Origin of the sequence: Janibacter endophyticus, from assembly GCF_016888335.1 — a bacterium.
GTDB lineage: Bacteria > Actinomycetota > Actinomycetes > Actinomycetales > Dermatophilaceae > Marihabitans > Marihabitans endophyticum.
Genome location: NZ_JAFEJG010000004.1, coordinates 357857 through 381812 on the forward strand (window position 1 = coordinate 357857; position 23956 = coordinate 381812).

26 protein-coding genes and 1 riboswitch are annotated in these 23956 nt (G+C 72.2%); of the genes, 15 read left to right on the forward strand and 11 right to left on the reverse strand.

The genetic code is table 11. The features are described from left to right. The first annotated feature begins 214 nt into the window (after positions 1-214). Complete coding sequence (locus JNO54_RS01745) at positions 215-1741, forward strand: protein adenylyltransferase SelO (RefSeq protein WP_204142344.1); 1527 nt, start codon at positions 215-217, stop codon at positions 1739-1741. A gap of 22 nt (positions 1742-1763) precedes the next feature. On the opposite strand, the gene JNO54_RS01750 is transcribed toward JNO54_RS01745, so the two are convergent. Continuing rightward, positions 1764-2195, reverse strand: coding sequence for a MarR family winged helix-turn-helix transcriptional regulator (locus JNO54_RS01750; RefSeq protein ID WP_233703145.1), 432 nt, complete (start codon positions 2193-2195; stop codon positions 1764-1766). Between the two features lie 73 nt (positions 2196-2268). Here JNO54_RS01750 and JNO54_RS01755 point away from each other — a divergent pair, with 73 nt between their 5' ends. From JNO54_RS01755 to JNO54_RS01780, 5 genes are read left to right on the forward strand one after another with little or no spacing between them, the layout of a single operon-like run. Beyond that, positions 2269-2907: a maleylpyruvate isomerase family mycothiol-dependent enzyme gene (locus JNO54_RS01755; protein WP_204142345.1), complete on the forward strand. Its 639-nt coding sequence runs from the start codon at positions 2269-2271 to the stop codon at positions 2905-2907. Positions 2908-2964: 57 nt separating this feature from the next. Next, entirely contained in the window at positions 2965-3912 is a 948-nt protein-coding gene (locus JNO54_RS14875) for a GNAT family N-acetyltransferase (protein ID WP_307818004.1), read from the forward strand. A 55-nt stretch (positions 3913-3967) separates the two neighbouring features. Beyond that, complete coding sequence (locus JNO54_RS01770) at positions 3968-4699, forward strand: ABC transporter ATP-binding protein (RefSeq protein ID WP_233703146.1); 732 nt, start codon at positions 3968-3970, stop codon at positions 4697-4699. Next, positions 4696-5430 carry an ABC transporter permease gene (locus JNO54_RS01775; protein ID WP_204142347.1) on the forward strand — a complete coding sequence of 245 codons (735 nt, stop codon included), beginning with the start codon at positions 4696-4698 and terminating at the stop codon, positions 5428-5430. Before JNO54_RS01770 ends, JNO54_RS01775 begins: the two co-directional genes overlap by 4 nt. After that, complete coding sequence (locus tag JNO54_RS01780) at positions 5427-6062, forward strand: TetR/AcrR family transcriptional regulator (RefSeq protein WP_204142348.1); 636 nt, start codon at positions 5427-5429, stop codon at positions 6060-6062. Before JNO54_RS01775 ends, JNO54_RS01780 begins: the two co-directional genes overlap by 4 nt. A 17-nt stretch (positions 6063-6079) precedes the next feature. Here the strand turns inward: JNO54_RS01780 and JNO54_RS01785 are convergent, their stop codons facing one another. From JNO54_RS01785 to JNO54_RS01805, 5 genes are all read right to left on the reverse strand, one after another. Beyond that, positions 6080-6409, reverse strand: a complete 330-nt coding sequence (locus JNO54_RS01785; RefSeq protein ID WP_204142349.1) for a TfoX/Sxy family protein — start codon at positions 6407-6409, stop codon at positions 6080-6082. A gap of 44 nt (positions 6410-6453) precedes the next feature. Next, the gene (locus JNO54_RS01790) at positions 6454-7056 is read right to left on the reverse strand and encodes a LysE/ArgO family amino acid transporter (RefSeq protein WP_307818005.1); all 603 of its coding nucleotides are present in this window, start codon (positions 7054-7056) and stop codon (positions 6454-6456) included. A 47-nt stretch (positions 7057-7103) separates the two neighbouring features. After that, complete coding sequence (locus JNO54_RS01795; RefSeq protein ID WP_204142350.1) at positions 7104-8156, reverse strand: isopenicillin N synthase family dioxygenase; 1053 nt, start codon at positions 8154-8156, stop codon at positions 7104-7106. Then, complete coding sequence (locus tag JNO54_RS01800; protein WP_204142351.1) at positions 8153-9571, reverse strand: aspartate aminotransferase family protein; 1419 nt, start codon at positions 9569-9571, stop codon at positions 8153-8155. The genes JNO54_RS01795 and JNO54_RS01800 overlap by 4 nt, the downstream gene beginning before the upstream one ends. 150 nt (positions 9572-9721) lie before the next feature. Beyond that, on the reverse strand, positions 9722-10390 hold the full coding sequence (locus JNO54_RS01805; RefSeq protein ID WP_204142352.1) for an SPFH domain-containing protein: 669 nt from the start codon (positions 10388-10390) through the stop codon (positions 9722-9724). 354 nt (positions 10391-10744) lie between these two features. Between JNO54_RS01805 and JNO54_RS01810 the strand changes: the two genes are divergently transcribed. From JNO54_RS01810 to JNO54_RS01820, 3 genes are all read left to right on the forward strand, one after another. Further along, positions 10745-11551, forward strand: coding sequence for an SDR family NAD(P)-dependent oxidoreductase (locus tag JNO54_RS01810; RefSeq protein WP_204142353.1), 807 nt, complete (start codon positions 10745-10747; stop codon positions 11549-11551). Positions 11552-11663: 112 nt separating this feature from the next. Then, on the forward strand, positions 11664-12383 hold the full coding sequence (locus JNO54_RS01815; RefSeq protein ID WP_204142354.1) for a PIG-L deacetylase family protein: 720 nt from the start codon (positions 11664-11666) through the stop codon (positions 12381-12383). Further along, entirely contained in the window at positions 12380-12799 is a 420-nt protein-coding gene (locus tag JNO54_RS01820; protein ID WP_204142355.1) for a hypothetical protein, read from the forward strand. Before JNO54_RS01815 ends, JNO54_RS01820 begins: the two co-directional genes overlap by 4 nt. A gap of 89 nt (positions 12800-12888) precedes the next feature. Here JNO54_RS01820 and JNO54_RS01825 read toward each other — a convergent pair whose 3' ends face one another. Both JNO54_RS01825 and JNO54_RS01830 read right to left on the reverse strand, forming a co-directional pair. Further along, the gene (locus JNO54_RS01825; protein ID WP_204142356.1) at positions 12889-13209 is read right to left on the reverse strand and encodes a putative quinol monooxygenase; all 321 of its coding nucleotides are present in this window, start codon (positions 13207-13209) and stop codon (positions 12889-12891) included. A gap of 102 nt (positions 13210-13311) precedes the next feature. Continuing rightward, the gene (locus JNO54_RS01830; protein ID WP_204142357.1) at positions 13312-14655 is read right to left on the reverse strand and encodes an HNH endonuclease signature motif containing protein; all 1344 of its coding nucleotides are present in this window, start codon (positions 14653-14655) and stop codon (positions 13312-13314) included. 145 nt (positions 14656-14800) lie between these two features. On the opposite strand from JNO54_RS01830, the gene JNO54_RS01835 reads away from it, so the two are divergent. The 3 genes from JNO54_RS01835 to JNO54_RS01845 all read left to right on the forward strand — a co-directional run bounded on the left by JNO54_RS01835 (position 14801) and on the right by JNO54_RS01845 (position 18731). After that, positions 14801-15781: a GTP pyrophosphokinase gene (locus tag JNO54_RS01835; protein WP_233703147.1), complete on the forward strand. Its 981-nt coding sequence runs from the start codon at positions 14801-14803 to the stop codon at positions 15779-15781. A 139-nt stretch (positions 15782-15920) separates the two neighbouring features. Continuing rightward, a riboswitch (cyclic di-AMP (ydaO/yuaA leader) is annotated at positions 15921-16111 on the forward strand. After that, the gene (locus JNO54_RS01840) at positions 16109-16867 is read left to right on the forward strand and encodes a C40 family peptidase (protein WP_204142359.1); all 759 of its coding nucleotides are present in this window, start codon (positions 16109-16111) and stop codon (positions 16865-16867) included. (Overlaps the previous riboswitch by 3 nt.) A 94-nt stretch (positions 16868-16961) precedes the next feature. After that, on the forward strand, positions 16962-18731 hold the full coding sequence (locus JNO54_RS01845; RefSeq protein WP_204142360.1) for a S8 family peptidase: 1770 nt from the start codon (positions 16962-16964) through the stop codon (positions 18729-18731). Positions 18732-18753: 22 nt separating this feature from the next. Here the strand turns inward: JNO54_RS01845 and JNO54_RS01850 are convergent, their stop codons facing one another. Together JNO54_RS01850 and JNO54_RS01855 are read right to left on the reverse strand one after the other, a co-directional pair. Further along, positions 18754-19563, reverse strand: coding sequence for a sulfite exporter TauE/SafE family protein (locus tag JNO54_RS01850; protein ID WP_233703148.1), 810 nt, complete (start codon positions 19561-19563; stop codon positions 18754-18756). 8 nt (positions 19564-19571) lie between these two features. Then, positions 19572-19751 carry a DUF8730 family Cys-rich protein gene (locus JNO54_RS01855; protein ID WP_204142361.1) on the reverse strand — a complete coding sequence of 60 codons (180 nt, stop codon included), beginning with the start codon at positions 19749-19751 and terminating at the stop codon, positions 19572-19574. Positions 19752-19880: 129 nt separating this feature from the next. Between JNO54_RS01855 and JNO54_RS01860 the strand changes: the two genes are divergently transcribed. Together JNO54_RS01860 and JNO54_RS01865 are read left to right on the forward strand one after the other, a co-directional pair. Next, positions 19881-20141, forward strand: coding sequence for a metal-sensitive transcriptional regulator (locus tag JNO54_RS01860; RefSeq protein WP_204142362.1), 261 nt, complete (start codon positions 19881-19883; stop codon positions 20139-20141). 1 nt (position 20142) lies between these two features. Beyond that, the gene (locus tag JNO54_RS01865; RefSeq protein ID WP_204142363.1) at positions 20143-20829 is read left to right on the forward strand and encodes a class I SAM-dependent methyltransferase; all 687 of its coding nucleotides are present in this window, start codon (positions 20143-20145) and stop codon (positions 20827-20829) included. Positions 20830-21128: 299 nt separating this feature from the next. On the opposite strand, the gene JNO54_RS01870 is transcribed toward JNO54_RS01865, so the two are convergent. Further along, positions 21129-22520, reverse strand: a complete 1392-nt coding sequence (locus JNO54_RS01870; RefSeq protein ID WP_233703149.1) for an MBL fold metallo-hydrolase — start codon at positions 22518-22520, stop codon at positions 21129-21131. A gap of 193 nt (positions 22521-22713) precedes the next feature. Here JNO54_RS01870 and sqr point away from each other — a divergent pair, with 193 nt between their 5' ends. Beyond that, the gene (gene sqr / locus JNO54_RS01875; protein WP_204142364.1) at positions 22714-23952 is read left to right on the forward strand and encodes a type III sulfide quinone reductase, selenoprotein subtype; all 1239 of its coding nucleotides are present in this window, start codon (positions 22714-22716) and stop codon (positions 23950-23952) included. Positions 23953-23956 lie beyond the last annotated feature (4 nt).

Below are 23956 nucleotides of genomic sequence, written 5' to 3' on the forward strand. Positions count from 1 at the left end.
CGCCACAGGTAGGGCACGGGTGCACGAGGGGCGCATCCAGCTCCGGCCAGACGAGCCGGAACGTGGCGTCCCGCCGGCAGCGGTAGACGACGATCCGCGCGATGGCGGCTGAGCGGTCACGACGGGTCCTGGCCATGCCGGGATCGTGCGCGAACCGTGTTTCTCGCTCGGCGCCACCGTGTTTCGGCCGTGTTGCATCTGCGAGGGTGGGGCGATGGGCTGGCACGCGTTCGAGGAGCACTGGGACAACACCTTCGTCCGCGAGCTTGGGTGGCTCGGGGTGCGGATCGACCCGGCGCCCGTGGCCACCCCTTCGCTCCTGGCCGTCGACGACGAGCTCGCCCGTGAGCTCGGCCTCGACCCGGACCAGCTGCGCACCCCCGAAGGTCTCGCGGTCCTCGCCGGCAACGCCGTCGCCCCCGGGTCCGAGCCGATCGCCCAGGGGTACGCGGGGCACCAGTTCGGCCAGCTCAGCCCGCTGCTCGGCGACGGACGCGCGCACCTGCTTGGCGAGGTCGTCGACACCCACGGCCGGCGGCGCGACATCGCGCTCAAGGGGTCGGGACGCACCCCCTTCTCCCGCGGCGGTGACGGGCGCGCGGTCGTCGGGCCGGTGATCCGGGAGTACCTCGTGAGCGCCTTCATGCACGCCGCCGGGGTGCCGACGACCCGGTCGCTGGCGGCCGTCGCGACCGGCGAGCAGGTGCTCCGCGAGCGCCCGCTGCCCGGCGGGGTCCTCACCCGGGTCGCGGCCTCGCACCTGCGGGTCGGCACCCTCGTGCTCCTCGCGACGCAGGGCTCGCGCGAGCAGCTCGCCGAGGCGACGGAGTACACCCGCGCCCGGCACTACCCCGACGTCCCCGCCGACGACCCGATGGCGCTGCTCGTCGCGATCGTCGGCCGGCAGGCGCGGCTCGTCGCGCGGTGGATGTCGCTGGGCTTCATCCACGGCGTGATGAACAGCGACAACATGACCCTCTCCGGCGAGACGATCGACTACGGGCCGTGCGCCTTCCTCGACCAGTACGACCCGCAGCGGTGGTTCAGCTCGATCGACCACGCGGGCCGGTACCGCTACTCGGCGCAGCCGGCGATGGCGATGTGGGACCTCGCCCGCCTGGCCGAGTGCCTCGTCCCGCTCGTCGAGGGGCCGCCGGACGCGGCCGTCGAGCAGGCGCAGGAGGTCGTCGAGTCCTTCCGGACCACCTACGACGCGCAGCGGCTGGACCTCTTCCGGGCCAAGCTCGGGCTCCGCACCGTCCGCACGGTTCCGCCCCATGAGGACAACCCTGCGGACGCAACGCTGGTGGAGGACCTCCTCGACATCGCCGCCGCCGAGGCGCTCGACCTCACCGGCCTCTTCCGCGACCTCGCTCGAACGCTCCGCGAGGAGCCGACGCCGACCCTGGACGGCATCACGGACCGCGAGCGCTGGGAGGCCTGGTTCGGCCGTTGGCTGATTGCCCTCGACGCCGTCCGCACGGATGGTGGTGGGGTCACCCACCACGGCGATCGCAAGGACGTCGCGGACGCGATGGACGAGACCAACCCGGTCTACATCCCCCGCAACCACCTCGTCGAGGAGGCCATTGCCGCCGCGCACGCCGGCAACCTCGAGCCCTTCCACGCCCTCGACGCGGTGCTGCGCGCCCCCTTCGTCGAGCGGCCCAGCCTCGAGCGCTACGCCGAGCCGGCCGACCCGGGCTTCACCCAGGGATACGTCACCTTCTGCGGCACCTGAGCCACCGGGCAGGCGCCAGGGGTCACGACGGCGGGGACTCCGCGAGGATCCGCTCGAGAGAGGTGCGTAGCTCGCCCAGGCGGCGATCACCGAGCAGGTCACGCCAGGCCGACTCGACGGACTCCTCCCCGGCCCGCGTCGCCGGCAGGACGCTCTCCCCCTCAGCCGTAAGCCGGACGAGGCGGGCGCGGCCGTCGGAGGGGTCGGGTACCCGCTGGACATAACCGGCCGCGACGAGGTGGTCGACGAGCGAGACGGCGGTCTGCTTGGCGACCCGGGCGCGCTCGGCAAGCAGACCGACCCGGGTGCCGCCTTCGTCGATCCCCGCGAGCAGCCGCCCCTGGGCGCGGGTGATCCCGCCGTGCCCCGCCGCCGCCACGGCCGCGAAGATCTCGTCCTCGGCCGCGCGGTGGGCCATGAAGAGCAGCAGGCTCGTCGGCAGCTCGCGCGTCATGAGATCTCTTCCTCTCGAGAAGCATTAGTCCTATCATCGTACTAATGATTCTTGGCGGAGGAGGAGGCCGGTCATGGCACGCGACGAGCTCTGGGACGCGGTGGACACGCACCGCTCTACAACGATCGACCTCCTCACCGGGCTCGATGCCCCCGCCTGGTCCACCCCTTCGCTCTGCGACGGATGGACCGTGCGAGACGTCGCCGGCCACCTCACGATGATCGGTCTGAGCCGCGGCGCGATCGCGCGGATCGCCGTGCGGCACCTCGGTCCCACGAACCGGCTCATCCGCGAGTCCGCGCGGGACCTCGCCCGCCGGAGCGAGCCGGCCGAGATCGTCGAACAGCTGCGCGCGATCGTCGGGGAGCGCGCCACCATGCCCGGGCTCGGGGTGGAGGACCTGCTCGTCGACGTCATCGCCCACCTGCACGACATCGCCCTGCCCCTCGAGCAGACCCCTGCGGTCCCGCTCGCGGACCTCGCCCTCGCCGCCGACCACGCCGCCGGGTACCGCGGCCGGACCGCCAAGGTCTTCCGGCAGCTCCCGTGGCGTGGGCACCGGCTCGTCGCCACCGACCACCACTGGGCCTCCGGGGACGGCCCCGAGATCCGCGGACCGATGCGCGACCTCTTCCTCCTCGTCACCGGGCGGGTCTCCCGGCCCGGCGACCTCACCGGACCGGGCGTCGACGCACTGCGCGGTCGACCCTGACGACCTAGCCGGCAGACTCCTCGGACCCATCCCCCCGCCAGCCGCGATGATGGTGCGATGTCCTCCCCGCCGTTCCCCCTTCGCACCGAGCGGCTGACGTTGCGGCTGCACGAGCCGCGCGACCGCGACGCGCTCCTCTCGTACTACGGCGACCCGAAGGTCGCCCGCTTCCTCCTCGAGGGTCCGTGGGACGAGGCGACCACCTCCACGAAGCTCGCCGAGCGGATCGCCCGGACCGGCCTGGACTCGCCCGCCCGCGCCCTCGCCCTCGTCGTCGAGCTCGAGGGCCGGGTCATCGGCGACGTCGCGCTCTGGGTCACCGACGAGACCGGGGCGAAGGGGGAGATCGGCTGGGTCTTCCACCCGGACGCGGAGGGCCACGGGTACGCGACGGAGGCCGCGGCGGCGGTGCTGCAGCTCGCCTTCGAGCGGTACGGGCTGCACCGCGTCGAGGCCCAGATGGACGCCCGCAACGTGGGCTCCGCCAGCCTGTGCGCGCGGATCGGCATGCTGCGCGAAGGCCTGCGACGACGCGACTGGTGGAGCAAGGGCGAGTGGACCGACTCCCTCATGTACGCCGCCCTGGCGACCGACCAGCCCCGCGACCACGGCGACGCGATCGTCGTCAGCGCGGTGACCCTCCGGGACGCCGATGGGCGGGTGCTTACCGTCCGCAAGCGGGGGACCTCGACCTTCATGCAGCCTGGCGGCAAGCCCGACCCCGGCGAGTCACCGGAGGCGTGCGCGCTGCGCGAGGTCCGCGAGGAGCTCGCGCTCGACCTCGCCCCACGGCTGCTCGAGCTCACCGGCGTCTACCGGACCGCTGCCGCCAACGAGACCGGGCGCCCACTCATCGCGACCGTCTTCTCGCACCCACACCTGTCTGCGGAGTCCACTCCCGACGTCGCCCCCGCGGCCGAGATCGAGGAGGTGCGCTGGCTCGACCCGCGGGAGCCCATGCCCGACGACACCGCCCCCCTCCTGCGGCTCCTGCTGACGCCCTGACCTTGGTGGCGGGGGGTTGACGGGGTGGGGACGACGGAGGATATTTCATCACGTGATGAACTCATCGCCTGATGAATTCGCGGTCGCCGCGCGCGGCCTGACCGTCTCCCGTGGGGGCACCGAGATCCTCCACGGGATCGACCTCGACATCCCCGCCGGCGCGGTCGTCGGCCTCATGGGCCCCTCCGGCTGCGGCAAGACGACCCTCATGCGCTCGATGGTCGGCGTCCAGCGGATCGACTCCGGCGAGCTCACCGTCCTCGGGCTCGCTCCCACCGACGCCGCGCTGCGTCCCCAGATCGGCTACGTCACCCAGGCGGTCAGCGTCTACAGCGACCTCACCGTCCGGGACAACGCGGCGTACTTCGCCGCGCTGCAAGGGTTCTCGGCCGATGACGCCGACCGAGCGATCCAGACCGTCGGGCTCACCCCCTTCGCCCGACGCCGCGTCTCCACCCTCAGCGGCGGCCAGGCCAGCCGGGCATCCCTCGCCTGCGCCCTCGTCGGCCCGCCCCGGCTGCTCGTCCTCGACGAGCCCACCGTCGGCCTCGACCCGGTGACCCGCGAGGAGATCTGGGCTCACCTGCGCACGCTCGCCGACGACGGGGTGACCCTGCTCGTCTCGAGCCACGTCATGGACGAGGCGAACCGGTGCGACTCGGTACTGCTCATGCGCGACGGGCGGGTCCTCGCCCACCTCGCCCCGACGCAGCTGCTCGAGCAGACCGGCGCCGACTCCCCCGAGGACGCCTTCCTCACCCTCATCCGCCAGGGAGAGTCCCGATGAAACCCCGCATCTACCTCGCGACCACCCGCCGGATCCTCCAGCAGCTGCGCGCCGACCACCGGACGATGGCGCTCATCGTCGTCGTCCCGACGCTGCTCCTCACGCTGCTCTACTTCGTCTTCAACGACGAGCGGCGCTTCTCCCCGATCGCACTGACGATGCTCGGGATCCTCCCGATGCTCGTGATGTTCCTCGTGACGAGCGTGGCCATGCTCCGCGAGCGCACGTCCGGCACCCTCGAACGCCTCCTCACCACCCCGCTGCACCGGGCCGACCTCGTCGTGGGCTACGCGACCGCCTTCGCCGTCGCGGCGCTCGTCCAGGGGCTCGTGCTCGTCGGGGTCACGCACTGGTTCCTCGGGGTCGACACCGCCGGCCCGATGGCGTGGGTCCTGCTCGTCGCCGTCGTCGGCTCCGTCGTCGGGGTCGCGACCGGGCTGCTCGCGAGCGCCTTCGCCCGCACGGAGTTCCAGGCCGTGCAGTTCATGCCCCTCGTCATCGGCCCGCAGATCTTCCTCTGCGGCCTGCTCGCGCCGCGCGACGGGATGCCGACCGTCCTCCAGTGGCTCTCCGACGCGCTCCCGATGACCTACGCCGTCAAGGGGCTCCAGGCGATCGGGACGCAGTCCGACCCGACCGGTGACGTCCTACGGCACGTCGGGGTGCTCGCCCTCTTCGCCGTCGGGGCGCTCGTCGTGGCGGCGCTGTCGATGCCGCGGCAGACCCGATGAGCCGAGGCGAAGGGGGTGGCCTGGAGGCTGGTCCCTCGCACCTCGACCGGCATACAGGTCGTGGGCGCCGGGCCGGCGAGTCGACGGCGCGGGACGACATCCTCGCCGCGGCCCGCGAGCTCTTCAGCGCCTCCGGTTTCGACCGCACGACGATGCGGGCGGTCGGCGAGCGGGCCGGTGTCGACCCGGCGCTCATCAGCCACTACTTCGGCAGCAAGCAGGGTCTTTTCCTCGCCGCCACCGAGTTCCCGGCCGACCCGCAGGAGGTGCTACGCCCCCTTCGCACCTGCCCGCACGACGAGATCGGGGCGACAGCGCTCCGAGCGATCATCACGGTGTGGGACTCTCCGGCCGGGACCGCCGTCGTCGCCCGCTTCCGGCAGGCGGTCGTCGCCGACGAGCAAGAGCTCTTCCGCAGCCTGCTGACCGGGGTCATCCTGCCGATCGTGCGCGAGCGGATCGGGGAGGACGACGCCGAGCTGCGGCTCGGGCTCTTCGCAAGCCAGGTGGCGGGCATCTTCCTGACCCGACACGTCGTCGCGCTGCCGCCGATCGCCACGGCAGACGTCGACCGGCTCGTCGCGGCCGCAGGGCCCACCCTCCAGCGGTACCTGACGGGCCCGCTGGACTGACCCCCCTTCGCCGATCTCTACTTCGGGGCCTTCGGCGGCAGCGTCCGGACGTAGGCGACGCTCGGCGCGACGACCCGAGCCAGCTCGGCGTCGGTGAGGTCGACGTCGGGGGCGGTCTCGTACCAGCCGCTCATCACCCGACCGCGCATCTCCATGGGCCGCAGCAAGGGGTCGACGTCTGCCTCCTCCGGCACCCGCACCATGAGGCTGCGTCGGCTCCCGGCCGCCACCGCCATGTGACCGTCGAGCATGAAGCCCAGACCGCCGAACATGGCGCGCTCGGTCAGACCCGACTCGTCGGCCAGCAGCCCCCGGACCCGCTCGGCGAGCACCTCGTCGTACGCCATGCGGGCAGCATGGCAGGTACGGCGACACGTCCGGAGGGGATCCGTCAGGCGCCGAGCGCGAGCTTGAGCGAGACGAGCAGCATGACGACCCCGACGAAAACGTCGACGACCCGCCAGGTCGATGGCTTGTCCAGCGGCCGGGCAAGCGCCCGGGCTCCGAGGCCGAGCGCGGAGAACCACAGGACCGACCCGAGCATCGCCCCGCCCGCGACGACCCACCGCTCGTCGCCGTGCTGGTTCGCGACGTTGCCGAGCATGAGCACGGTATCGAGGTAGACGTGCGGGTTGAGGTAGGTGAGCGAGAGCGTCGTGAGCGCCACCGACCCGAGCGTCACCGCCCTCGGAGAGTCGCCGGCGTGCAGCCCCTCCGGTCGAAGGGCCGAGCGGAACGAGCCGATGGCGAACCACACGAGGTAGGCCACGCCGCCCCAGCGGAGCACGTCGAGCAGCCACGGCGCCCGCTCCACGATCGTGCCGATCCCCGCCGTCCCGAGCGCGATGAGCAGGGCGTCGCTCACCGCGCAGATCGCGACGACGACCCCGATGTGCTCGCGCCGGATCCCCTGCCGCAGGACGAAGGCGTTCTGCGCGCCGATGGCGACGATGAGGGCCAGCCCTGTCGTCAGCCCGGTGAGGAGCGCCTGCACGGGGCGAGGCTAGGCCATCGGGGGCCGCGCACCATGCCCGTCTCGCGCTACCGACCGTGGTGCGCCTCCAGCGCCTCCGGGTAGGAGCGGCGGTAGTACTCCCACAGCTGCTCGCCGTAGGTCTGCGCACCCGTCGAACCGGTCCCGCCCTGCCCGGCGAGCAGCTCGTCACGCCGCGCCATGAAGCCAGCAGCCGAGTGCCGTGGGCTGGCCGTCACGGCCTCGGCGTACGCCGGGTCGAGGCGAAGGGGGACGAGCTCGGTCCGTAGGTCGGGTCCGGCGAAGTAGGCGGAGGAGTAGCGCTCGTCGTGAGCGATGACCCGGTGCTTCGTCGCGACGAAGTAGCGACCGGTGAGGCTCTGCAGCATCTCGCCGATGTTCACGACGAAGGCGTCGTCCCGCACCGGGACCGGCACCCACTCCCCCTTCGCGTTCTCCACCTCGAGGCCGCCGACCTCGTGCTGCATGAGCAGGGTGAGGAAGCCGGTGTCGTGGTGCGCGTTGACGCCGGCCTCGCCGGCCGGGGTCTGCGGGTAGTGGATGAGCTTGACCATGGACATCGGCCGCTCGCCGAAGTACTCCTCGAGGAAGCCGGGGTCCAGGCCCAGCGCCGCGGAGAGGACCTCCATGACGCGGGCGGCGAGCTTCTCAAGGCGCCCGATGAACTCCTCGACGGCCTCTCGGAAGCCGGGCAGGACGTCCTCGGGCAGCCACTGGTTCGGCCCCTCGAGCCGCAGGTATGGCGGATCAGCGTCGGGCGGACCGGCCGGATGCTCGGTGAGCAGGTCGACCTGCTCCCGGTGGTCGGTGCGGTTGTCGGTGAGCTCGGTGCCGAGGCGTTCCCAGCCGCGCAGGTGCGGGGACCGGGCCTTGTCGATCTGCGCCTTGACCTCGTCGGGCAGCGCGAAGAAGCGCTCGAGCTCGGCGAAGTACGCGCGCCGGTCCTCCGGGGTGATCCCGCTGCCGACGAGCTGGAAGAAGCCGACGTGGTGGCAGATCTCGCGGACCTCGTCGGCGAGCGCTGCCCGCTGCCCGTCGTCGTCCCAGCGGGAGAGGTCGACGACGGGCAGCGCGGTGAAGTCGGCGCCAGCTGCGGTCACGCCCGCAGCGCCTTCCCGAGCTCGCGGAAGTGACCGACGAGCGCGTCCATGTCGGCCTGCGTGTGCGCGAGCGAGACGAGCCACTGCTCGTCGAGCCCGGGCGGGGTGAGCACGCCCCGGTTGACGCCCCAGAGCCAGGACAGCTCGGCGACCCGGAAGTCGGTCGCCTTGTAGTCGCGGTAGTTGCGCACCGGGGTGGTCGACCAGGTGACGCAGCCCTTGAGACCCATGCCGACGGTGTGCGCGGGCAGCTCGAGCTCGCGGACGACGACGTCGATCTGGTCGAGGGTCGCGGTGTTGAGCCCCTCGGCGGCATCGAGTGCCTCGTGCGTGCACACCTCGTCGACGGCCTCGGCGGCCGCCATGACGAGGGGGTTGCCGTTGTACGTGCCGAAGTGAGCCATCCGGCCGTCGACGACGACCTGCATGACCTCGGCCGTGCCGCCGAAGGCGGCGAGTGGCAGCCCGCCGCCGATGCTCTTGGCGAGCGTCACGAGGTCGGGCTTGACGCCGACCCGCTGCGACGCACCGCCGTAGCCGGCGGTCAGGCCGGTCTTCACCTCGTCGAAGATCAGCAGCGTGCCGGCCTTGTCGCAGGCGGCACGGACACCAGCGAGGTAGCCCTCGTCCGGCAGGACGATCGCGAGGTTCTCCACCACCGGCTCCATGACGACCGCAGCGACCTCGGACCCGTGCTGCTCGAGCATCTTCTCGAGGTAGGGCAGGTCGTTGTACGGCACGACGTGGACGGTGCCGGCCTCGACGTCGAAGGGGACCTCGGGCGTCGGCGCGTCGGCGGGACCGGCGTCGGCGAGCTCCGGCTTCACCGAGACGGACAGCGCGTCGTACCCGCCGTGGTAGCCACCCTCGATCTTGATGATCGCCTTGCGCTGCGTGTAGGCCCGCGCTGCGCGAACCGCGTACATGAGCGACTCGGTGCCCGACTGGGTGAAGCGGAGCATGTCGAGCCCGAAACGCTCCTGGTAGCGCTCGGCGACCCGGGTCGCGGTGGGCGACGGGGTGACGAAGAGGGTGCCAACCTCGGCGAGGGCGTGCTGGACCTTCTCGACGACGACGGGGTTGAGGTGGCCGACGAGCATCGCGCCGAAGCCCATCGACAGGTCGAGCAGCTGCCGCCCGTCGACGTCGGTGAGGTAGGCGCCGCGGGCGCTCGTGATGGAGATCGGGTAGGGGTCCCAGTGCTGGAAGGACGAGGTCACGCCGAGCGGCAGCGACTTGCTGGCGCGCGCGTTGTGCTCGCCGGACTCGGGGGTGTCCTTGGTGAACCGCTCCCACTCCTGCGCGAGCAGCGCCTCGACCTTCGCCTGGTCGAGCGGGGTGGAGCTGGACGGGATCTCGCGGCGAGCCGCCGGGTCGGCCGGGGGCCAGCTCTGGGTCGAGGTCGCGTCGGACATGTGATCGCCTCCATGACGGGGGCGACCTGACCGGCCGCCCGTGTGACAGACATCATGGCGCACGACGGAGGCGGCTTCCTGAGGCGCGAGCGACAGCGAGCCTCGAAGGGGGTGACCCACGCGTTCCCGGTGGGTCACCCCCTTCGCCCCTCAGTCGGCTGCGTCGCCGAGGACGACCTTGACCTCCGCGCCGAAGGGTAGCGACTCGACGAGCCGCATCCGGGCCAGCGCAGGGTGGTCGTCGAGCAGCTTCGCGCCGTTGGCGAGCGAGCGCAGCGCCGCGGTCTGCGCTCGGGCGGCCTCGAGCTGTGCCTGGGCCCGGTGGCGCCCGACGGCGACCTCGGCGGCCGCCGAACGGATCTCCGCGGGCAGGACGACGTCCTTGACGACGACCTCGTCGACGATGATGCCGACGTCGGTAGCCACCCCGGCGACCGCGGCCCGCACGCGAGAGCCGAGCTCGACCCGCGGCAGGGCGACCACGTGCTCGGCGGTCAGTCCGGTGAGGGCGTCGCGCAGCGCGACCTGGATCGCGAGGTACACCTCGGCCCACGGCTCGGCAGACCGCTCGGCGAAGGCCACGGCGTCCCCGACGTGCCACGTGTGCGCGACGGACACCTTGACCGTCAGCGCGTCGGCGGTCGGGATCTCCTGCACGGCAAGGACACCCGACTGCCGCCGCATGTCGACGTACTCGTGCTGCGCCCGCCGGGGTCGCTTGTGCCGCCCCGCGTCGAGCACGACGGTCGGCCGGCCGCGGTAGCGCTCGAGGGCCACCTGCCAGGGGGAGACGGTGATGGTACGGGTGAGGATGGACATGTCGGTGACCTCCTTCGAGGGTCGGGTCGTGGTGGGCGCGGCGGACCGGCGGCCGGCGACGGCGAAGGGGGACGGGAGCCCACCTCGTCGACCTGACCGAGCGGGTCGCAGGGTCCTCCTGCGCGGATGTCGCCGGCCACCGGCGAGTTGAGAGACCAGGGATTCGAACCCCAGGAGTGAACAGCTCCGATGCCGGTGCCCGAGGGCGGTGACGAGGTACGACGCGCAGGGTGGGTCCGGTACCCCGGCCTGTCCCGCTGATCTCGTCAGGGGGGACGGTAGGCGGTCGGGTCGGCCGGACGCGACCGATTTTTCGGGCGTCATAGGCTGGAGACAGCCGATCGAGGAGGAGTCATGCAGGTCCAGGACCGGGTCTTCGTCGTCACGGGTGGGGGCAACGGCATCGGCCGCGAGGTCGTCATCCGGCTGCTCGGCGAAGGGGGGAAGGTCGCCGCCGTCGACCTGCGCGCGGAGGCCCTCGAGGGGCTGCGGTCGCTGGCCGGAGCGGACCGGCTGAGCACGCACGCGTGCGACGTCAGCGACGAGGATGCGGTGCGCACGCTGGCCGACGAGGTCGTGGCCTTTCACGGCCAGGTCGACGGGCTGCTCAACGTCGCCGGGATCATCCAGAGGTTCGTCCCCTTCGCCGACCTGCCGCGTGCGGAGATGGAGAAGGTCATGGGCGTGAACTTCTGGGGCGTGGTCAACACGTGCTCGGCGTTCCTGCCGCTGCTCCGCGAGCGACCCGAGGCGTGCGTCGTCAACGTCTCGAGCATGGGTGGCTTCACGCCGGTGCCGGGGCAGACGGTATACGGCGCGAGCAAGGCTGCGGTCAAGCTGCTCACCGAGGGGCTCTACGCCGAGATGCGTGGGACGTCGGTGGCGGTGACCGCGGTCTTCCCCGGTGGCGTCGCGACCGGCATCGCCGACAATTCCGGGGCGAGCCGCGAGGGCATGGGTGCCGGCGACATGGAGAAGGCCGCTGCGCGGCTGACCACCCCGCAGGCTGCGGCCGAGCAGATCGTCGAGGCCGTCGGCAGCGGCGCCTACCGCGTCATCATCGGCAAGGACGCCAAGGGCCTCGATCTCATGATGCGGATCAACCCGCGCCGGGCCACCGACTTCATCGCGAAGAAGATGGCCTCGCTCATCGCGGGCTGACCACGCGGGTGGGGTGACCAGCCCGCGGCCCGCGAGGGCATCGATAGTCATACCCCATGGGGTATCCTCGTCGCGAGGTGCAGGTCCCCAGGCACACGACGAGGAGGCCCCCATGAGCCCGCACAGGACGACCCCCACCGCCCCTGCGCTCGAGCTGGGCACGGTCCTCGCGGTCGTCGCCCACCCGGACGACGAGTCCTTCGGGCTCGGCGGCATCATCGCCCGGTTCGTGGCGAGGGGCTCGACCGTCGACGTCCTCTGCCTGACCCAGGGCGAGGCCTCGACCCTCGGCACCGACACGGTCGCCGACGGTGCCGCACTCGCGCTCGTGCGCGCCGAGGAGCTGCGCCTGGCCGGCGACGCCCTCGGGGTTCGCTCGATCACCCTGCTCGACCACCCCGACGGGGTACTGGCCGACGTCCCCCAGGCCGACCTCGTCGACGCCGTCCGCTCCGCCGCCGCTGAGCACGGCAGCACGTCCTACCTCGTCATGGACCGGACCGGTATCAGCGGGCACCCAGACCACGTGGCCGCCACCGAGGCCGCCCTCGTCGCAGCCGCCGAGGAAGACCGCCCGGTCCTGGCCTGGACCCTTGCCCAGCCGCTCGCCAGCCAGCTCGTCGAGGAGACGGGCGTCCCCTTCGTCGGCCGCCCGGCAGATGAGGTCGCCTACCTCGGTGTCGACCGGGAGGCCCAGCTCCGGGCGATCCGCGCCCATGTCAGCCAGGCCGTGCCGGGCAGCGTCCTGTGGCGACGGCTCGAGCTCTCCGGCGGCCGTGACGCCGTCGTCTGGCTCCGGCGCCCGACAGCGGACGAGGGGACCCCGTCATGAGCAGCGACCTGGACGACATCCGCCGGCTCGTCGCCGACGGACCGGCGACGCGCATCCGGGTGACGGCGCCACGCGCCCTCGCCCTCTCATGGTGGACCGGCACGCGCCTGCTCGCCGCGCTCGTCCTCGTGCCGGTCGTCGTCGGTTTCCTCGGCTGGGTCGGGCGAGGTCTCTCCCCGACGCTCGTCCTCGCGGGCGTCGTCGGAGGACTCACCCTGACGACGTACATCCCCAGCCGGCGGCAGAGCCTGGGAGACGCCTTCGGCGGGCAGTGCGGCCTCGTCAGCGCGCTCACCCCGCTGGCCGCCGCCATGGTGCTCGATCCGGCGCTGGGGACCGGTGCGGGGCTGGCGTTGATCATCGTCAGCGTCGGGTTGCTCCGCCGGATCGTCGGACCGCAGACCTGCTCACGCTGATCTGACCCGCGCAGGGCCGCACACTGCCGGGCTGATCTGGCCCGCACCCCGGCCAGACAGGCCCAGGCTGCGCTGACCCTCTCGCCTGGTCACCCGACCTGGAGCTCGCCCATCTCCTCCCAGCCGTCGCCGTCGACCTGACGGCTGACGATCTTCGGCGTGGCCGCGAGGTACTGCGGGAACTCGCGCTGCATCCTCGCGAAGTGCTCGCTCTGGACGTGCGGAGCGGCACCGTCGTCGTCGAAGGCCTCGACGAGCACGTACTCCGTCGGGTCGTCGACCGAGCGGGACCAGTCGAACCACTTGTTGCCGGGCTCGGCGCGCGTCGCCTCGGTGAACTCGCGGCTGATCTCCGGCCACGCGTCGGCGTGCTCGGGCTTCACGGGGAACTTCACGACGATGAGGATCATGCGTCCACCCTGGCAGAGGAGAGCGACTGCCGCTCTGCCTCCCAGCCGCCCTGTCTCTGCCGCCCTGCTCTCGCGAGCGGGCCCCTGCCCGGTCCGGACGCCTCAGCCGGCCCGGGGCCAGGCGATGAGCAGCTCTCGGTCGTACGACCCCGGGGTCAGGTCCCACACCACCTCGGGCGGGCCGGTCCCGGACGGGCCGCCGCCCTGGTCGAGGTAGCCGTGCAACCGGCGGGAGTGGACGATCGTGTGGTGCCGCTGGCACAGCAGCGCGGCGTTGCTCAGGTCGGAGGTCCCCCCGTCTGCCCAGTGGACGAGGTGGTGGGCATCGGTCCAGCGCGCCGGGGTGGTGCAGCCGGGGTAGGTGCAGCCCCCGTCCCGCAGCCACAGCGCCCGGGTCTGCCCCGCGGTGAAGAGCCGCACGGCCCGCCCCACGTCGAGGATCTCGCCCTGGCCGCCCAGCACGACCGGGACCACGTCGGCGTCGCACGCCAGGCGCCGGACGGTGGTCGGGTCGAGCAGCGCCCCGGAGTCGAGACCGCCCGACGTCCGGCCCGCGAAGACCCCCGTCCGCAGGTCCTCGTAGCTCATCGACACCAGGAGCGTCGCCCTGGCGCCCCGACCGGCCCGGGTGTCCATCGACCCGACCGCGGCCCGGACGATGTCGACCAGGGCATCTGCCCGACGCTGGTCGCTGGTGCGGAGGTCTCGCTCCACCACCCCGGTCTCCGGGTCCTCGCACGGCGCCGGCGCCGAGAGCGCCTCGATCGCCGCCTCGAAGGCTGCCGCCCCCTCCGGATCGAGGACGAGCCGGTACTCGTGAAGCCCGTCGTCGACGACCGGCCGCGACAGCGCGCGGCCCCGACGCAGCCGGTCGTGCTCGTGCTCGAGCTCTTCCGGGAGGCCGTGGCGGGCGAGCAGCTCCGGACGTACCCGGCGGACCCCCTTCGCCCCCTCGAGCGCACCCATCTCGACCATCCCCGCCAGGACCGGGTCGCGGGCGCCCTCGGCCAGCCGCGACTCGATCCTCGAGATCTCGGAGATCACGACGTTCGCCACGCCGACGGTGATCCGGCCGGACTCGACGGCATCACGGACGAGCGCGTTGCAGGGGAGGCGGAGTGCCGTCACGGCGCGGGCGATCCGGGCCCCGCCCGAATGCAGCGCCCCCATAGCCCGCTGGGTGACCCAGGACGTCAAGGAGGCGGCGTCCGACTCGGCCACCACGCCCCGTGAGTGGGCCTCCGCCACGAGCGAGAACCGTGCCGCCTCCGCCCGGCGCACCAGCTCGTCCGCCAGACCGAGCAGCTCCTCGAGCTCGGTCGACCCGGCCTCGAAGAGCCGCTCCGCGAACCCGTCCAGCGCCTCGGTCGCGCCCTCCATCGCCCTCCGGCGCTCCCGGAGCGAGACCGCTGCGGGGCCGGGGTCGAAGAGGGGCGTTGCTGCCATGCACCAACACAACCAGACACCACCGACAACGCTGCGAGCTGATGACGTGCGGCGAGAGAGCAGCTCGGGGAGCGGACGGCTGCGCACCTCTGCGGCACGGTCGCACCTCTGCGACCCGGTCGAACCTCGTGGGACAGTTGGCCGCATGGCCTCCCCCACCCGCCGCGCGGTGAACCGCTACGCGGACTCGCACCGCTCCCTGCAGAGCGTGACCGACGACTTCGTCGCGCTCGTCACGGCGATGCTCGACGAGGCCGGCATCAACTACCTCAGCGTCGACGGCCGGACCAAGAGCGTCTCCTCCTTCGCCGGAAAGGTCCACCGCCGGGCCGCGGCCGGACGCCCCTACGCCGACCCGCTCACCGAGATCACCGACCAGGTCGGGGTCCGCGTCATCACCTATGTCGCGAGCGACGTGGCCGCCGTCGCCGAGCTGCTCGCCGACCAGCTCACCGTCCTCGACGACCGGGACCTCGGTCTCGAGACCGCCGACGAAGGTCGCTTCGGGTACGCAAGCCGCCATCTCCTCGTCTCGCGGGACACCGGCGACGACGTGGTCTACCAGCCGACACGCAGCGCCTCGGTGCAGCTGCGCACCGTGCTCCAGCACGCCTGGGCGGAGTTCGAGCACGACATCCGCTACAAGGGCACCGTCCCCGAGCAGCTCGTCGCCGACCTCGACCGGCGGTTCACCCTCGCCGCCGGGCTCATCGAGCTGGCCGACAAGGAGTTCTCCGCGATCCGCGACCGTGTCCAGGTCGACCTCGGCACGCAGCCGACCGACCCCGACGACGAGGACGACCCGCGGATCGGCGCGCCCGAGCTCACCGCATTCCTCGCCGGCCGCTACTCGACCGCGGGCTGGTCGCGCACCGACCGTTACACATGGATCAGCGGCGTCCTTCTCGAGCTGGGCATCACCTCGCTCGACGAGCTGAGCGGCATCCTCCAGGGGATCGACAGCTCCGAGGTGACCGCACGCATGGGCTACCGGTACCCACCCGGCGCCGTGCGCCGGCTCGACGACGACCTGCTCCACCACTTCGGGCAGCGCTACGTCGAGCTCACCGGCAACGCCCACCGCCGCGACTCGCTCACCGCGCGGCTCGCCCGGCTCCAGGGCTGAGCGGGACCACTCCTTCGCCCCCTCGCGTCGCGGGCGAGGCCCCCTTCCGGAGGCACCCGGCCCACCCCGTCTTGGTCACGAACTGGTAAAGACGAGACAAAACCTTTACGCTCACTTCTGCCTCCCACCAGGGAGGACACCTCACGGCACGCCGAGTCCCGCCAGCCGCGAGGGTGCCCCTGCACCAACATGGCGGGAGCGGGGGACCCACTTCTCCGGCCAGCATCCAGCTGGCCTCGGGGTGAAGCCGGGTCGTCCATCGTGACGGCCGGCCGGGTGATCTCCACCCGAACCCGACAGCTCACCCCGAAGGCGCTGGAGACACACATGACCTCTTATGTCGGGCGCCACCGCGCGCCGAAGAGCACGACGACGCTCACCCGCGTCGGCACCACCGCAGCCGCCGGCGCCGTCGCGCTCGGCGTGAGCATCCCCGCCGCCGGCACCGCCTCGGCCGCTCCCGCCACCGTCGCCGCCCCGGCCACCGTCGCCGCACCGGCGGTCGTGGCCAAGACCACCTCCTTCACCGGCATCGTCAAGGTCGGCTCCCGCGGCACCACCGTCAAGGCCGTCCAGCGCAAGGTCGGCGCCACCGCGGACGGCATCTTCGGCCCGCGCACCCGCTCCAAGGTCGTCACCTGGCAGAAGCGCAACCGCCTGGTCGCCGACGGCATCGTCGGACCCCGCACCGGCACGAAGATGGGCCTCTCGTCGCGCACGGCGACCGCCCCCAGCCGGACGACGACGCGGACCTCCACGACGGGCGTCGTCACGACCGCCCGCAGCCTGGCCGGCACCCCCTACCGCTGGGGCGGCACGACCACGGCCGGCTTCGACTGCTCCGGCTTCACCGGCTACGTCTTCAAGAAGCACGGCAAGTACCTCCCCCGCACGGCCGAGCAGCAGCGTCGCGCGGCCACCCGCGTCTACACCCCGCGGGCCGGCGACCTCGTCTTCTTCGGCGCTCCGGCCCACCACGTCGGCATCTACACCGGCAACGGCAAGATCATCGACGCCGGCCGCTCCGGCAGCAGCGTGCGCGAGCGCGCCATCTGGACGAGCAACGTCAGCTACGGCCGCTTCTGAGCGACCGCATGGCCCAGGCCGAAGGGGACCCCGCAGCGTCACGCTGCCGGGTCCCCTTCGTCGTCGGCAGGCTCGGTGAGGGAGCATGGTCGCCATGGCCGGGACGAGGACGACAGCGAGGCGGGCGGCCGTGCTCGCGGGTCTGCTCTCGGTGGGCCTGGCCGCAGGCTGCTCCGTCGGCCCCTTCGGTACCGACGGCTCGAGGTCCTCGAGCGGCACCGCCTCGTCCGGCACCCCCTCCGACTCCCCCTCCGACTCCCCGTCCGCCGACCCGACCTCGGGCACCGCGGCCGAGCACCGCCCCACGACCCATGTGACGACCTACCCGGTCGCCGAGCCGGAGGGGATCGAGTGGGTGGTCGTCGTCGGCGACCCCGTCGACACCGACGCTGTCGCCACCCGCCTGCGCGATGCGGGCGAGCCGGTCACCTCGATGAACACGGCCGTCGGGATGATCACCGTCCGGACCGAGGACGACGGCTTCGCCGCCCGGGCGAAGGGGGTCGACGGCGTCTCCCGGGTCGTCACCGACCGCGACCCGGCGTGGGGCGACATCGACGGGTCCGACGCGAGCTCGCTGGCCCGCCCGGGCACCTCGGTGCCTGGCGAGACGCCCAGGCCGCCCAAGGGCGGCGACCCCCTCGACGGACACCTGTGGGGGATGCGCCTCATCCACGCGAACGCCGCCCAGCGGGTGACCCCCGGCTCGCCCGACGTCACCGTCGCGGTCATCGACACGGGCATCGACTCGTCCCACCCGGATCTCGCGGACGTCGTCGACACCGAGCGCTCACGCACCTATGTCACCGACCGGCCGGAGATCGACGGGCCGTGCGAGGTCGAGAGCTGCATCGATCCCCTGGGCTCCGACCCGAGCGGCCACGGCACCCATGTCGCCGGGACGATCGCCGCCGCCAGGAACGGCCTCGGCGTCACCGGCGTCGCATCGGGTGTGCGGCTCATCGACCTGCGCGCCGGCTCCGACACCGGGATGTTCTTCCTCGGACCGAGCGTCAACGCCATCACCGCGGCCGCGGACCTCGAGGCGGACGTGGCGAACATGAGCTTCTACATCGACCCGTGGCGCTACGCCTGCGAGGGCGGCGCCGAGGGCGACACCCCCGAGCAGGTGGCGATGCAGGAGGTGACGATCGACCTGACCCGGCGTGCGATCGCCGACGCCCGCGAGCGCGGGGTCACCTTCGTGGCCTCGACCGGCAACGGCGGGGGTGACCTCGCTGACCCCGGCATCGATGCCACGAGCCCGAACTACGGCGGTGACACCCGCGAGCGGACCATCGACCCCGAGCGCTGCCTCAGCCTGCCGAGCGACGTCGACGACGTCATCGGGGTGACCGCGGTCGGGCCGGACCGCGAGCTCGCCAGCTACTCGGACATGAGCTCCGACCCCGACGCGGACCTCGTCGACATCACGGCCCCCGGCGGCGACGGCATCGACGCGGCGAGCGCCATCCTGTCGACCTACCCGAGAGCACCGCTCCAGGAGGAGGGCCTCGTCGACCGCGGTGGTCGTCTGACCGCCTACGGCCGCGACGACGGGGTGCTGCGCTCGTGCCCCGACGGCATCGAGGATGGCGACCCCGACCCGGACGGGCGATGCGGCTTCTACCGGACCCTCGTCGGGACCTCGATGGCGTCGCCGCACGTCAGCGGGACGGCTGCCCTGGTCCTCAGCGCGAAGGGGGACCGCAGCCCGGACGAGGTGGCCGAGGTGCTCGGCTCCACCGCCCGCAGGCTCGGCTGCCCGGTGAGCGCCTCCCCCGCGGGTGAGTGCGTCGGGACCCCTGCCGACAACGGCTACTTCGGGCGGGGGCTGGTCAACGCCGGCGCGGCCGTGGGCTGACAGCGCCCTCGGGGACGGCAGGTCAGCCGCGCAGGAGCGACTCGAGCCCGATGCCGAGCGCGACGAGGACGAGCAGCCCGGCGAAGGCGCGGCTGAGGTGGGCCGCCGGCACCCGGGAGACGAGGCGCCCCCCCACGAGACTGCCGACGATCGCGGCGGCGGTGAAGAGGCCGATGACGCCCCAGTCGAGCGAGATGCCGTGGCCGACCCGGGCCGTGAGCGCCGTGGCGCTGTTGACGGCGATGACGAGCAACGAGGTGCCGACGGCGACCGGCATGGTGAAGCGGAGCGCGAGGACGAGCGCCGGGACGAGGACGAAGCCTCCGCCCACGCCGAAGAAGCCGGTGAGCAGGCCGACGGCGCTGGCGACGAGGACGAGCAGGCCGACCCGCCCGCACCGGCAGTCCAGCGGCCGCCAGGAGATCATCGAGGGCTCCAGCGCGTCGGCGGGGTCACCCGGCGCGCGGGGCCGCAGCGAGCGCCGGATCATGACGACCGCGACGACAAGCATGAGCCCGGCGAAGGCGCGGAGCAGCAGGTCGGGGTCGACCCCGGCCGCGAGGCTCGAGCCGAGATAGCTGCCGCCGACGCCGAGGGCCCCGAAGACGAGACCCTGGCCGAAGCGGACCCGACCGGCTCGCGCGTGCGGCAGCAGGGCGACCAGCGAGGTCACCCCGACGATGACGAGGGAGCCGGTCGTCGCGGTCGTCGCGTCCTGGCCCACGAGGTAGACCAGGGCGGGGACGGTGAGGATCGAGCCACCGCCACCGAGCGCGCCCAGGGAGATCCCGATCAGCACGCCGGCCAGGACGGCGACCGCGACGACAGACATGAGCAGGGTCAGCCGCGGCCGAACATCCGGCTGAGGATCGAGGGACCGGCGGCCTCGGCGCGCTCAGCCTCGGAGTGACCCGCGCAGCGGTCCTTCTTCGGGACGCCGGCCAGGGCCTGCTCGACGTGGTTGCCGCAGCCTGCCCAGGTGGGCTTGCCACAGACCTTGCAGGAGACGCGTCGGCACATAGGTGATTCTCTTTCTCTCGGTTCTTGATACCCTGGGGGGTATCCACACCGTAGCACGCTGATCTCGTGGAGGACATCATGAGCGATACTCGTGGGGGTACAGACCTCACAGGGCAAGGAGCAGCAGCCATGCAGCTGGACGCGGACGAGATGACGAGCGTCATCAAGCGGCTCAGGCGGGCCGAGGGACAGATCGGCGGGATCATCCGGATGATCGAGGACGGGCGAGACTGCCAGGACATCGTCACCCAGATGGCTGCGGTGGCCAAGGCTCTCGACCGGGCCGGCTTCACGACCATCTCCATCGGCATGCGCCAGTGCTTGACCGACCCCGAGGGATCCCCCATGGACGTCGCCGCCATGGAGAAGCTCTTCCTCTCCCTCGCCTGACATGGGGACGCACGAGCACAGCCACGGCCACGGCCACGGCCACGGCCACGGCCACGGCCACGGCCACGATCGCTTCAGCGACGAGGCGGCGACCTGGGACGACAGGCCTGGGCACGCCGAGCGCGCGACAGCCGTCGCCGCCCGCCTCCGGGAGACGCTCCCCCTTCGCCCTGACATGACGGCCATCGAGATCGGCGGCGGGACCGGGCTGCTCTCCCGCGCGCTCGTCGACGACATCGGCACGGCGACCGTCACCGACGTCGCCCCCGGGATGGTCGAGGTCGCGGCGGGCACGCTCGACGACCCGCGCTACGCGGGATGGTCCGCGCGGCGCTACGACATCGAGCACGACCCGCTCCCGGAGGAACGCTACGACCTCGTCGTCGCGCTGCTCGCCCTGCACCACATGGGCGACATCCCGACCGTCGTCCGGCGCTGCGTCGACCTCCTCGCCCCCGGCGGGCACGTCGCGATCATCGACCTCGACCACGACGAGGACGGCGCCTTCCACCAGCACCTCGACGACTTCGACGGTCACCACGGCTTCACCCGCGAGGACGCCCACCGCTGGCTCGAGGCCGCCGGGGCGAGCGATGTGCGGCTCACCGACGCAGGCGCCGTGACGAAGGAGACCGAGGACGGGGAGCGGGACTTCCCGATGTTCCTCGCCACCGGACGTCGCGTCTGACCGGTCCCGGAGGCCCTCACCCCGCCCGGAGCCGGCCCCCCGGGTGACGACGAAGGCCATGAGGGCGAGCAGCGCCGCACCGAGGACGGCGCACGCCGTGGCGGGCGCGGGTCCTGCTGTGAGGGCGATGATCCTCGCCCTCCTCGGCATCCAGATGGGCCGCGGCCGGTGGCGTCGACGAGATCGTCGTGGCGCAGCCGCTCCGCCGGGCCACGGTGCCCCGTGCCGGTCCGATCGACGTCGACGACGGGTCGCCGGTCACGCTCCTTGGCTGGTCGGTCGGTGGGGGGCGAAGGGGGTCAGCTCGCCTGCGGGTGAGCTGCGGACCAGGCGTTGTAGCCGCCGAGGAGGTCCGAGACGTCGGTGTGGCCCTGGGCCCGCAGGTAGCTCGCCGCGACGCTCGATCGCCATCCACCGGCGCAGCTGACGACGACGGGGCGGTCGCGGTCGAGCTCGTCGGCACGAGTGTGCAGCTCGGCGAGGGGGATGTGGATCGCGCCCGGGATCATGCCGGCGGCGACCTCACCGGGATTGCGGACGTCGACGACCTGGACGTCCGCGCGGACCCCCTCGAGCTGGTCGACGCGCAGGCGGCTGGCCTGGGTGACCTCCTGGGCGTGGCGCACGAGGTACTCCTCGGGGTCGGCGACGAAGCCCAGGACATGGTCGTAGCCGATCCTGGCCAGGCGGGTCGCGGTCTCCTGCTCCATGCCCTCGGGCGTGAGGAGCACGATGCGCTGGTCGGGGGTGAGGACCATGCCCACGGTCTCGGCGAGTCGCCCGTCGGCAGGCACGCTGATCGCCCCGGCCACGTGGCCGGCGGTGAACTCGTCGGCGGACCGCGCGTCGTGGAGGACGGCACCGGAGGCGAGCGCAGCAGTCACCTCCTCGTCGGAGAGGGGGGGAACCGTGGCCTGCACCGCGCGCAGCTCGCGCGTCTGCTTGTTGAGGGTCGCGTTGAAGAGGAAGTAGCCGGGGGCCGTCGGCTGTCCCTCGGTGACGACGTCGACGAACTCGGCCTCGCTCATCGGCTGGCAGGCGTAGTTGGTGCGCCGCTGCTCACCGATCGTCGACTGCTTCTCCGTCGAGAGGTTCTTGCCGCACGCCGAGCCGGCGCCGTGGGCCGGGAAGACCCTCACCTCGTCGGCCAGGCCCATGAGCTTGGTCTGGACCGAGTGGTAGAGCCGCTTGCCGAGCTCCTCGGCGGTGGTTCCGACGGAGGCGAGGAGGTCGGGGCGGCCGACATCGCCGATGAAGAGCGCGTCACCGGTGAGGACGCCGTAAGGGATCTCGTCGCCGGCGTGCTCGTAGACGAGGACGCTGACCGACTCCGGGGTGTGCCCGGGGGTCGTCATGATCTCGAGCTCGACGTCGCCGAGAGAGATCCGCTCGCCCTCGCTCAGGGAGCGGTGCTCGAACTCCGGGGTGGCGGCGTCGCCGTAGCCGATCCAGGCACCGGTGGCCGCGGCGAGCTCGAGGTGGCCCGAGACGAAGTCGGCGTGGAAGTGGGTGTTGATGACCCCGATGATCGTCAGACCCTTCTCCCGGGCATCGTCGAGGTACTCCTCGACGTCACGACGAGGGTCGACGATGACCGCCCGGCCCGTCGTCTCGTCGGCCACGAGGTAGGAGGCCTGCGAGAGGCAGTCGAGGTAGTACTGGGTGAAGAGCATGAGTGTGTCGCCTTTCATCGATGTCGATCTACCATACCCCCTGGGGTATATTCATCGTCAAGAGCACCCCACGAGAAGGACGTATTCCCTCGACGGCGGGATCGGCGCCTGGCAGGCGTGGGGCGGCGAGGTCGCACCGACTGATCTGCAGGACGTGTCTCATGGGTCACAAAACCCATACCCCTAGAGGTATTGGGAGCAGGATGGAGACATGGCCACTCTGATCATCCTTGGAGGCGGCACGGCAGGCACCATGGCAGCAAACATGCTCCGCCGCCGCCTCGACACGTCCTGGTCCATCACGGTCATCGACCGAGACGACCACCACCACTACCAGCCCGGGTACCTCTTCATCCCCTTCTGGATGGACCCCGAGCGGGTGGTCAAGCCCCGCGGGGCCCAGATCCACGACGGCATCGACGTCGTCCACGCCGAGATCACCGGGGTGCGACCCGAGGAACGCGCCGTCGACCTCGCCGACGGACGCTCCCTGAGCTACGACTGGCTCGTCGTCGCCACCGGTGCCCAGCCCCGACCCGACCTCGTGCCCGGCATGGCCGACGGCTCGCTGTGGCGGGACCGGGTCCACGAGTTCTACTCCCTGGAGGGCGCGAAGGCGCTGCACGACGCGCTCGAGAGCTTCGAGGGCGGCCGGCTCCTCGTCCACATCAGCGAGATGCCGATCAAGTGCCCCGTGGCACCCCTGGAGTTCGCCTTCCTCGTCGAGGACCACCTCCGCAGGCGCGGCATCCGGCACCTCGTCGACATCACCTTCGTCACCCCGCTCGACGGTGCCTTCACCAAGCCCGTCGCCGCGGCGACCTTCGGCGACCTCCTCGAGGACCGGAGCATCCGGATCGCACCGGACTTCGCCGTCGAGCGCATCGACAACGAGGCCTTCACCCTCAACTCCTACGACGGGCGGGCCCTCCCCTTCGACCTGCTCGTCACGGTCCCGCCGCACACCGGCGCGCGCTTCCTCGTCGGCTCCGAGCTGGGCGACCCGATGGGCTGGATCCCGGTCGACAAGCACACCCTGCGGGCGGTCGCCGACGAGCGGGTCTTCGTCCTCGGCGACGCGAGCGACATCCCGACCTCCAAGGCCGGGTCGGTCGCCCACTTCGCCACCGAGCTGTTCGTCGAGAACTTCCTCGCCGCGGTCGAGGGCAAGGAGCTGCCGGAGTCCTTCGACGGGCACGCCAACTGCTTCCTCGAGTCCGGGCGCGGCAAGGCGATGCTCCTCGACTTCAACTACGACACCGAGCCGCTGACCGGCCGCTACCCGGTCCCCCGCGTCGGGCCGCTCTCCCTGCTGCGCAACACCCGCGCCAACCACCTCGGCAAGCTGGCCTTCGAGCAGATCTACTGGAACGTCCTGCTCCCGGGCTACCAGATGCCGGTCTCCGCGACGATGTCGATGGCCGGCAAGGTCCCGGCCGGAGGGAAGTGACGAC

Bases quoted from the DNA above. Each gene is read 5' to 3' on its own strand.
- JNO54_RS01745 (WP_204142344.1), top strand. From the start codon at position 215: ATGGGCTGGCACGCGTTCGAGGAGCACTGGGACAACACCTTCGTCCGC.
- JNO54_RS01750 (WP_233703145.1), bottom strand. From the start codon at position 2,195: ATGACGCGCGAGCTGCCGACGAGCCTGCTGCTCTTCATGGCCCACCGC.
- JNO54_RS01755 (WP_204142345.1), top strand. From the start codon at position 2,269: ATGGCACGCGACGAGCTCTGGGACGCGGTGGACACGCACCGCTCTACA.
- JNO54_RS14875 (WP_307818004.1), top strand. From the start codon at position 2,965: ATGTCCTCCCCGCCGTTCCCCCTTCGCACCGAGCGGCTGACGTTGCGG.
- JNO54_RS01770 (WP_233703146.1), top strand. From the start codon at position 3,968: ATGAACTCATCGCCTGATGAATTCGCGGTCGCCGCGCGCGGCCTGACC.
- JNO54_RS01775 (WP_204142347.1), top strand. From the start codon at position 4,696: ATGAAACCCCGCATCTACCTCGCGACCACCCGCCGGATCCTCCAGCAG.
- JNO54_RS01780 (WP_204142348.1), top strand. From the start codon at position 5,427: ATGAGCCGAGGCGAAGGGGGTGGCCTGGAGGCTGGTCCCTCGCACCTC.
- JNO54_RS01785 (WP_204142349.1), bottom strand. From the start codon at position 6,409: ATGGCGTACGACGAGGTGCTCGCCGAGCGGGTCCGGGGGCTGCTGGCC.
- JNO54_RS01800 (WP_204142351.1), bottom strand. From the start codon at position 9,571: ATGTCCGACGCGACCTCGACCCAGAGCTGGCCCCCGGCCGACCCGGCG.
- JNO54_RS01805 (WP_204142352.1), bottom strand. From the start codon at position 10,390: ATGTCCATCCTCACCCGTACCATCACCGTCTCCCCCTGGCAGGTGGCC.
- JNO54_RS01810 (WP_204142353.1), top strand. From the start codon at position 10,745: ATGCAGGTCCAGGACCGGGTCTTCGTCGTCACGGGTGGGGGCAACGGC.
- JNO54_RS01815 (WP_204142354.1), top strand. From the start codon at position 11,664: ATGAGCCCGCACAGGACGACCCCCACCGCCCCTGCGCTCGAGCTGGGC.
- JNO54_RS01820 (WP_204142355.1), top strand. From the start codon at position 12,380: ATGAGCAGCGACCTGGACGACATCCGCCGGCTCGTCGCCGACGGACCG.
- JNO54_RS01825 (WP_204142356.1), bottom strand. From the start codon at position 13,209: ATGATCCTCATCGTCGTGAAGTTCCCCGTGAAGCCCGAGCACGCCGAC.
- JNO54_RS01830 (WP_204142357.1), bottom strand. From the start codon at position 14,655: ATGGCAGCAACGCCCCTCTTCGACCCCGGCCCCGCAGCGGTCTCGCTC.
- JNO54_RS01835 (WP_233703147.1), top strand. From the start codon at position 14,801: ATGGCCTCCCCCACCCGCCGCGCGGTGAACCGCTACGCGGACTCGCAC.
- JNO54_RS01840 (WP_204142359.1), top strand. From the start codon at position 16,109: ATGACCTCTTATGTCGGGCGCCACCGCGCGCCGAAGAGCACGACGACG.
- JNO54_RS01845 (WP_204142360.1), top strand. From the start codon at position 16,962: ATGGCCGGGACGAGGACGACAGCGAGGCGGGCGGCCGTGCTCGCGGGT.
- JNO54_RS01850 (WP_233703148.1), bottom strand. From the start codon at position 19,563: ATGTCTGTCGTCGCGGTCGCCGTCCTGGCCGGCGTGCTGATCGGGATC.
- JNO54_RS01855 (WP_204142361.1), bottom strand. From the start codon at position 19,751: ATGTGCCGACGCGTCTCCTGCAAGGTCTGTGGCAAGCCCACCTGGGCA.
- JNO54_RS01860 (WP_204142362.1), top strand. From the start codon at position 19,881: ATGCAGCTGGACGCGGACGAGATGACGAGCGTCATCAAGCGGCTCAGG.
- JNO54_RS01865 (WP_204142363.1), top strand. From the start codon at position 20,143: ATGGGGACGCACGAGCACAGCCACGGCCACGGCCACGGCCACGGCCAC.
- JNO54_RS01870 (WP_233703149.1), bottom strand. From the start codon at position 22,520: ATGAAAGGCGACACACTCATGCTCTTCACCCAGTACTACCTCGACTGC.
- sqr (WP_204142364.1), top strand. From the start codon at position 22,714: ATGGCCACTCTGATCATCCTTGGAGGCGGCACGGCAGGCACCATGGCA.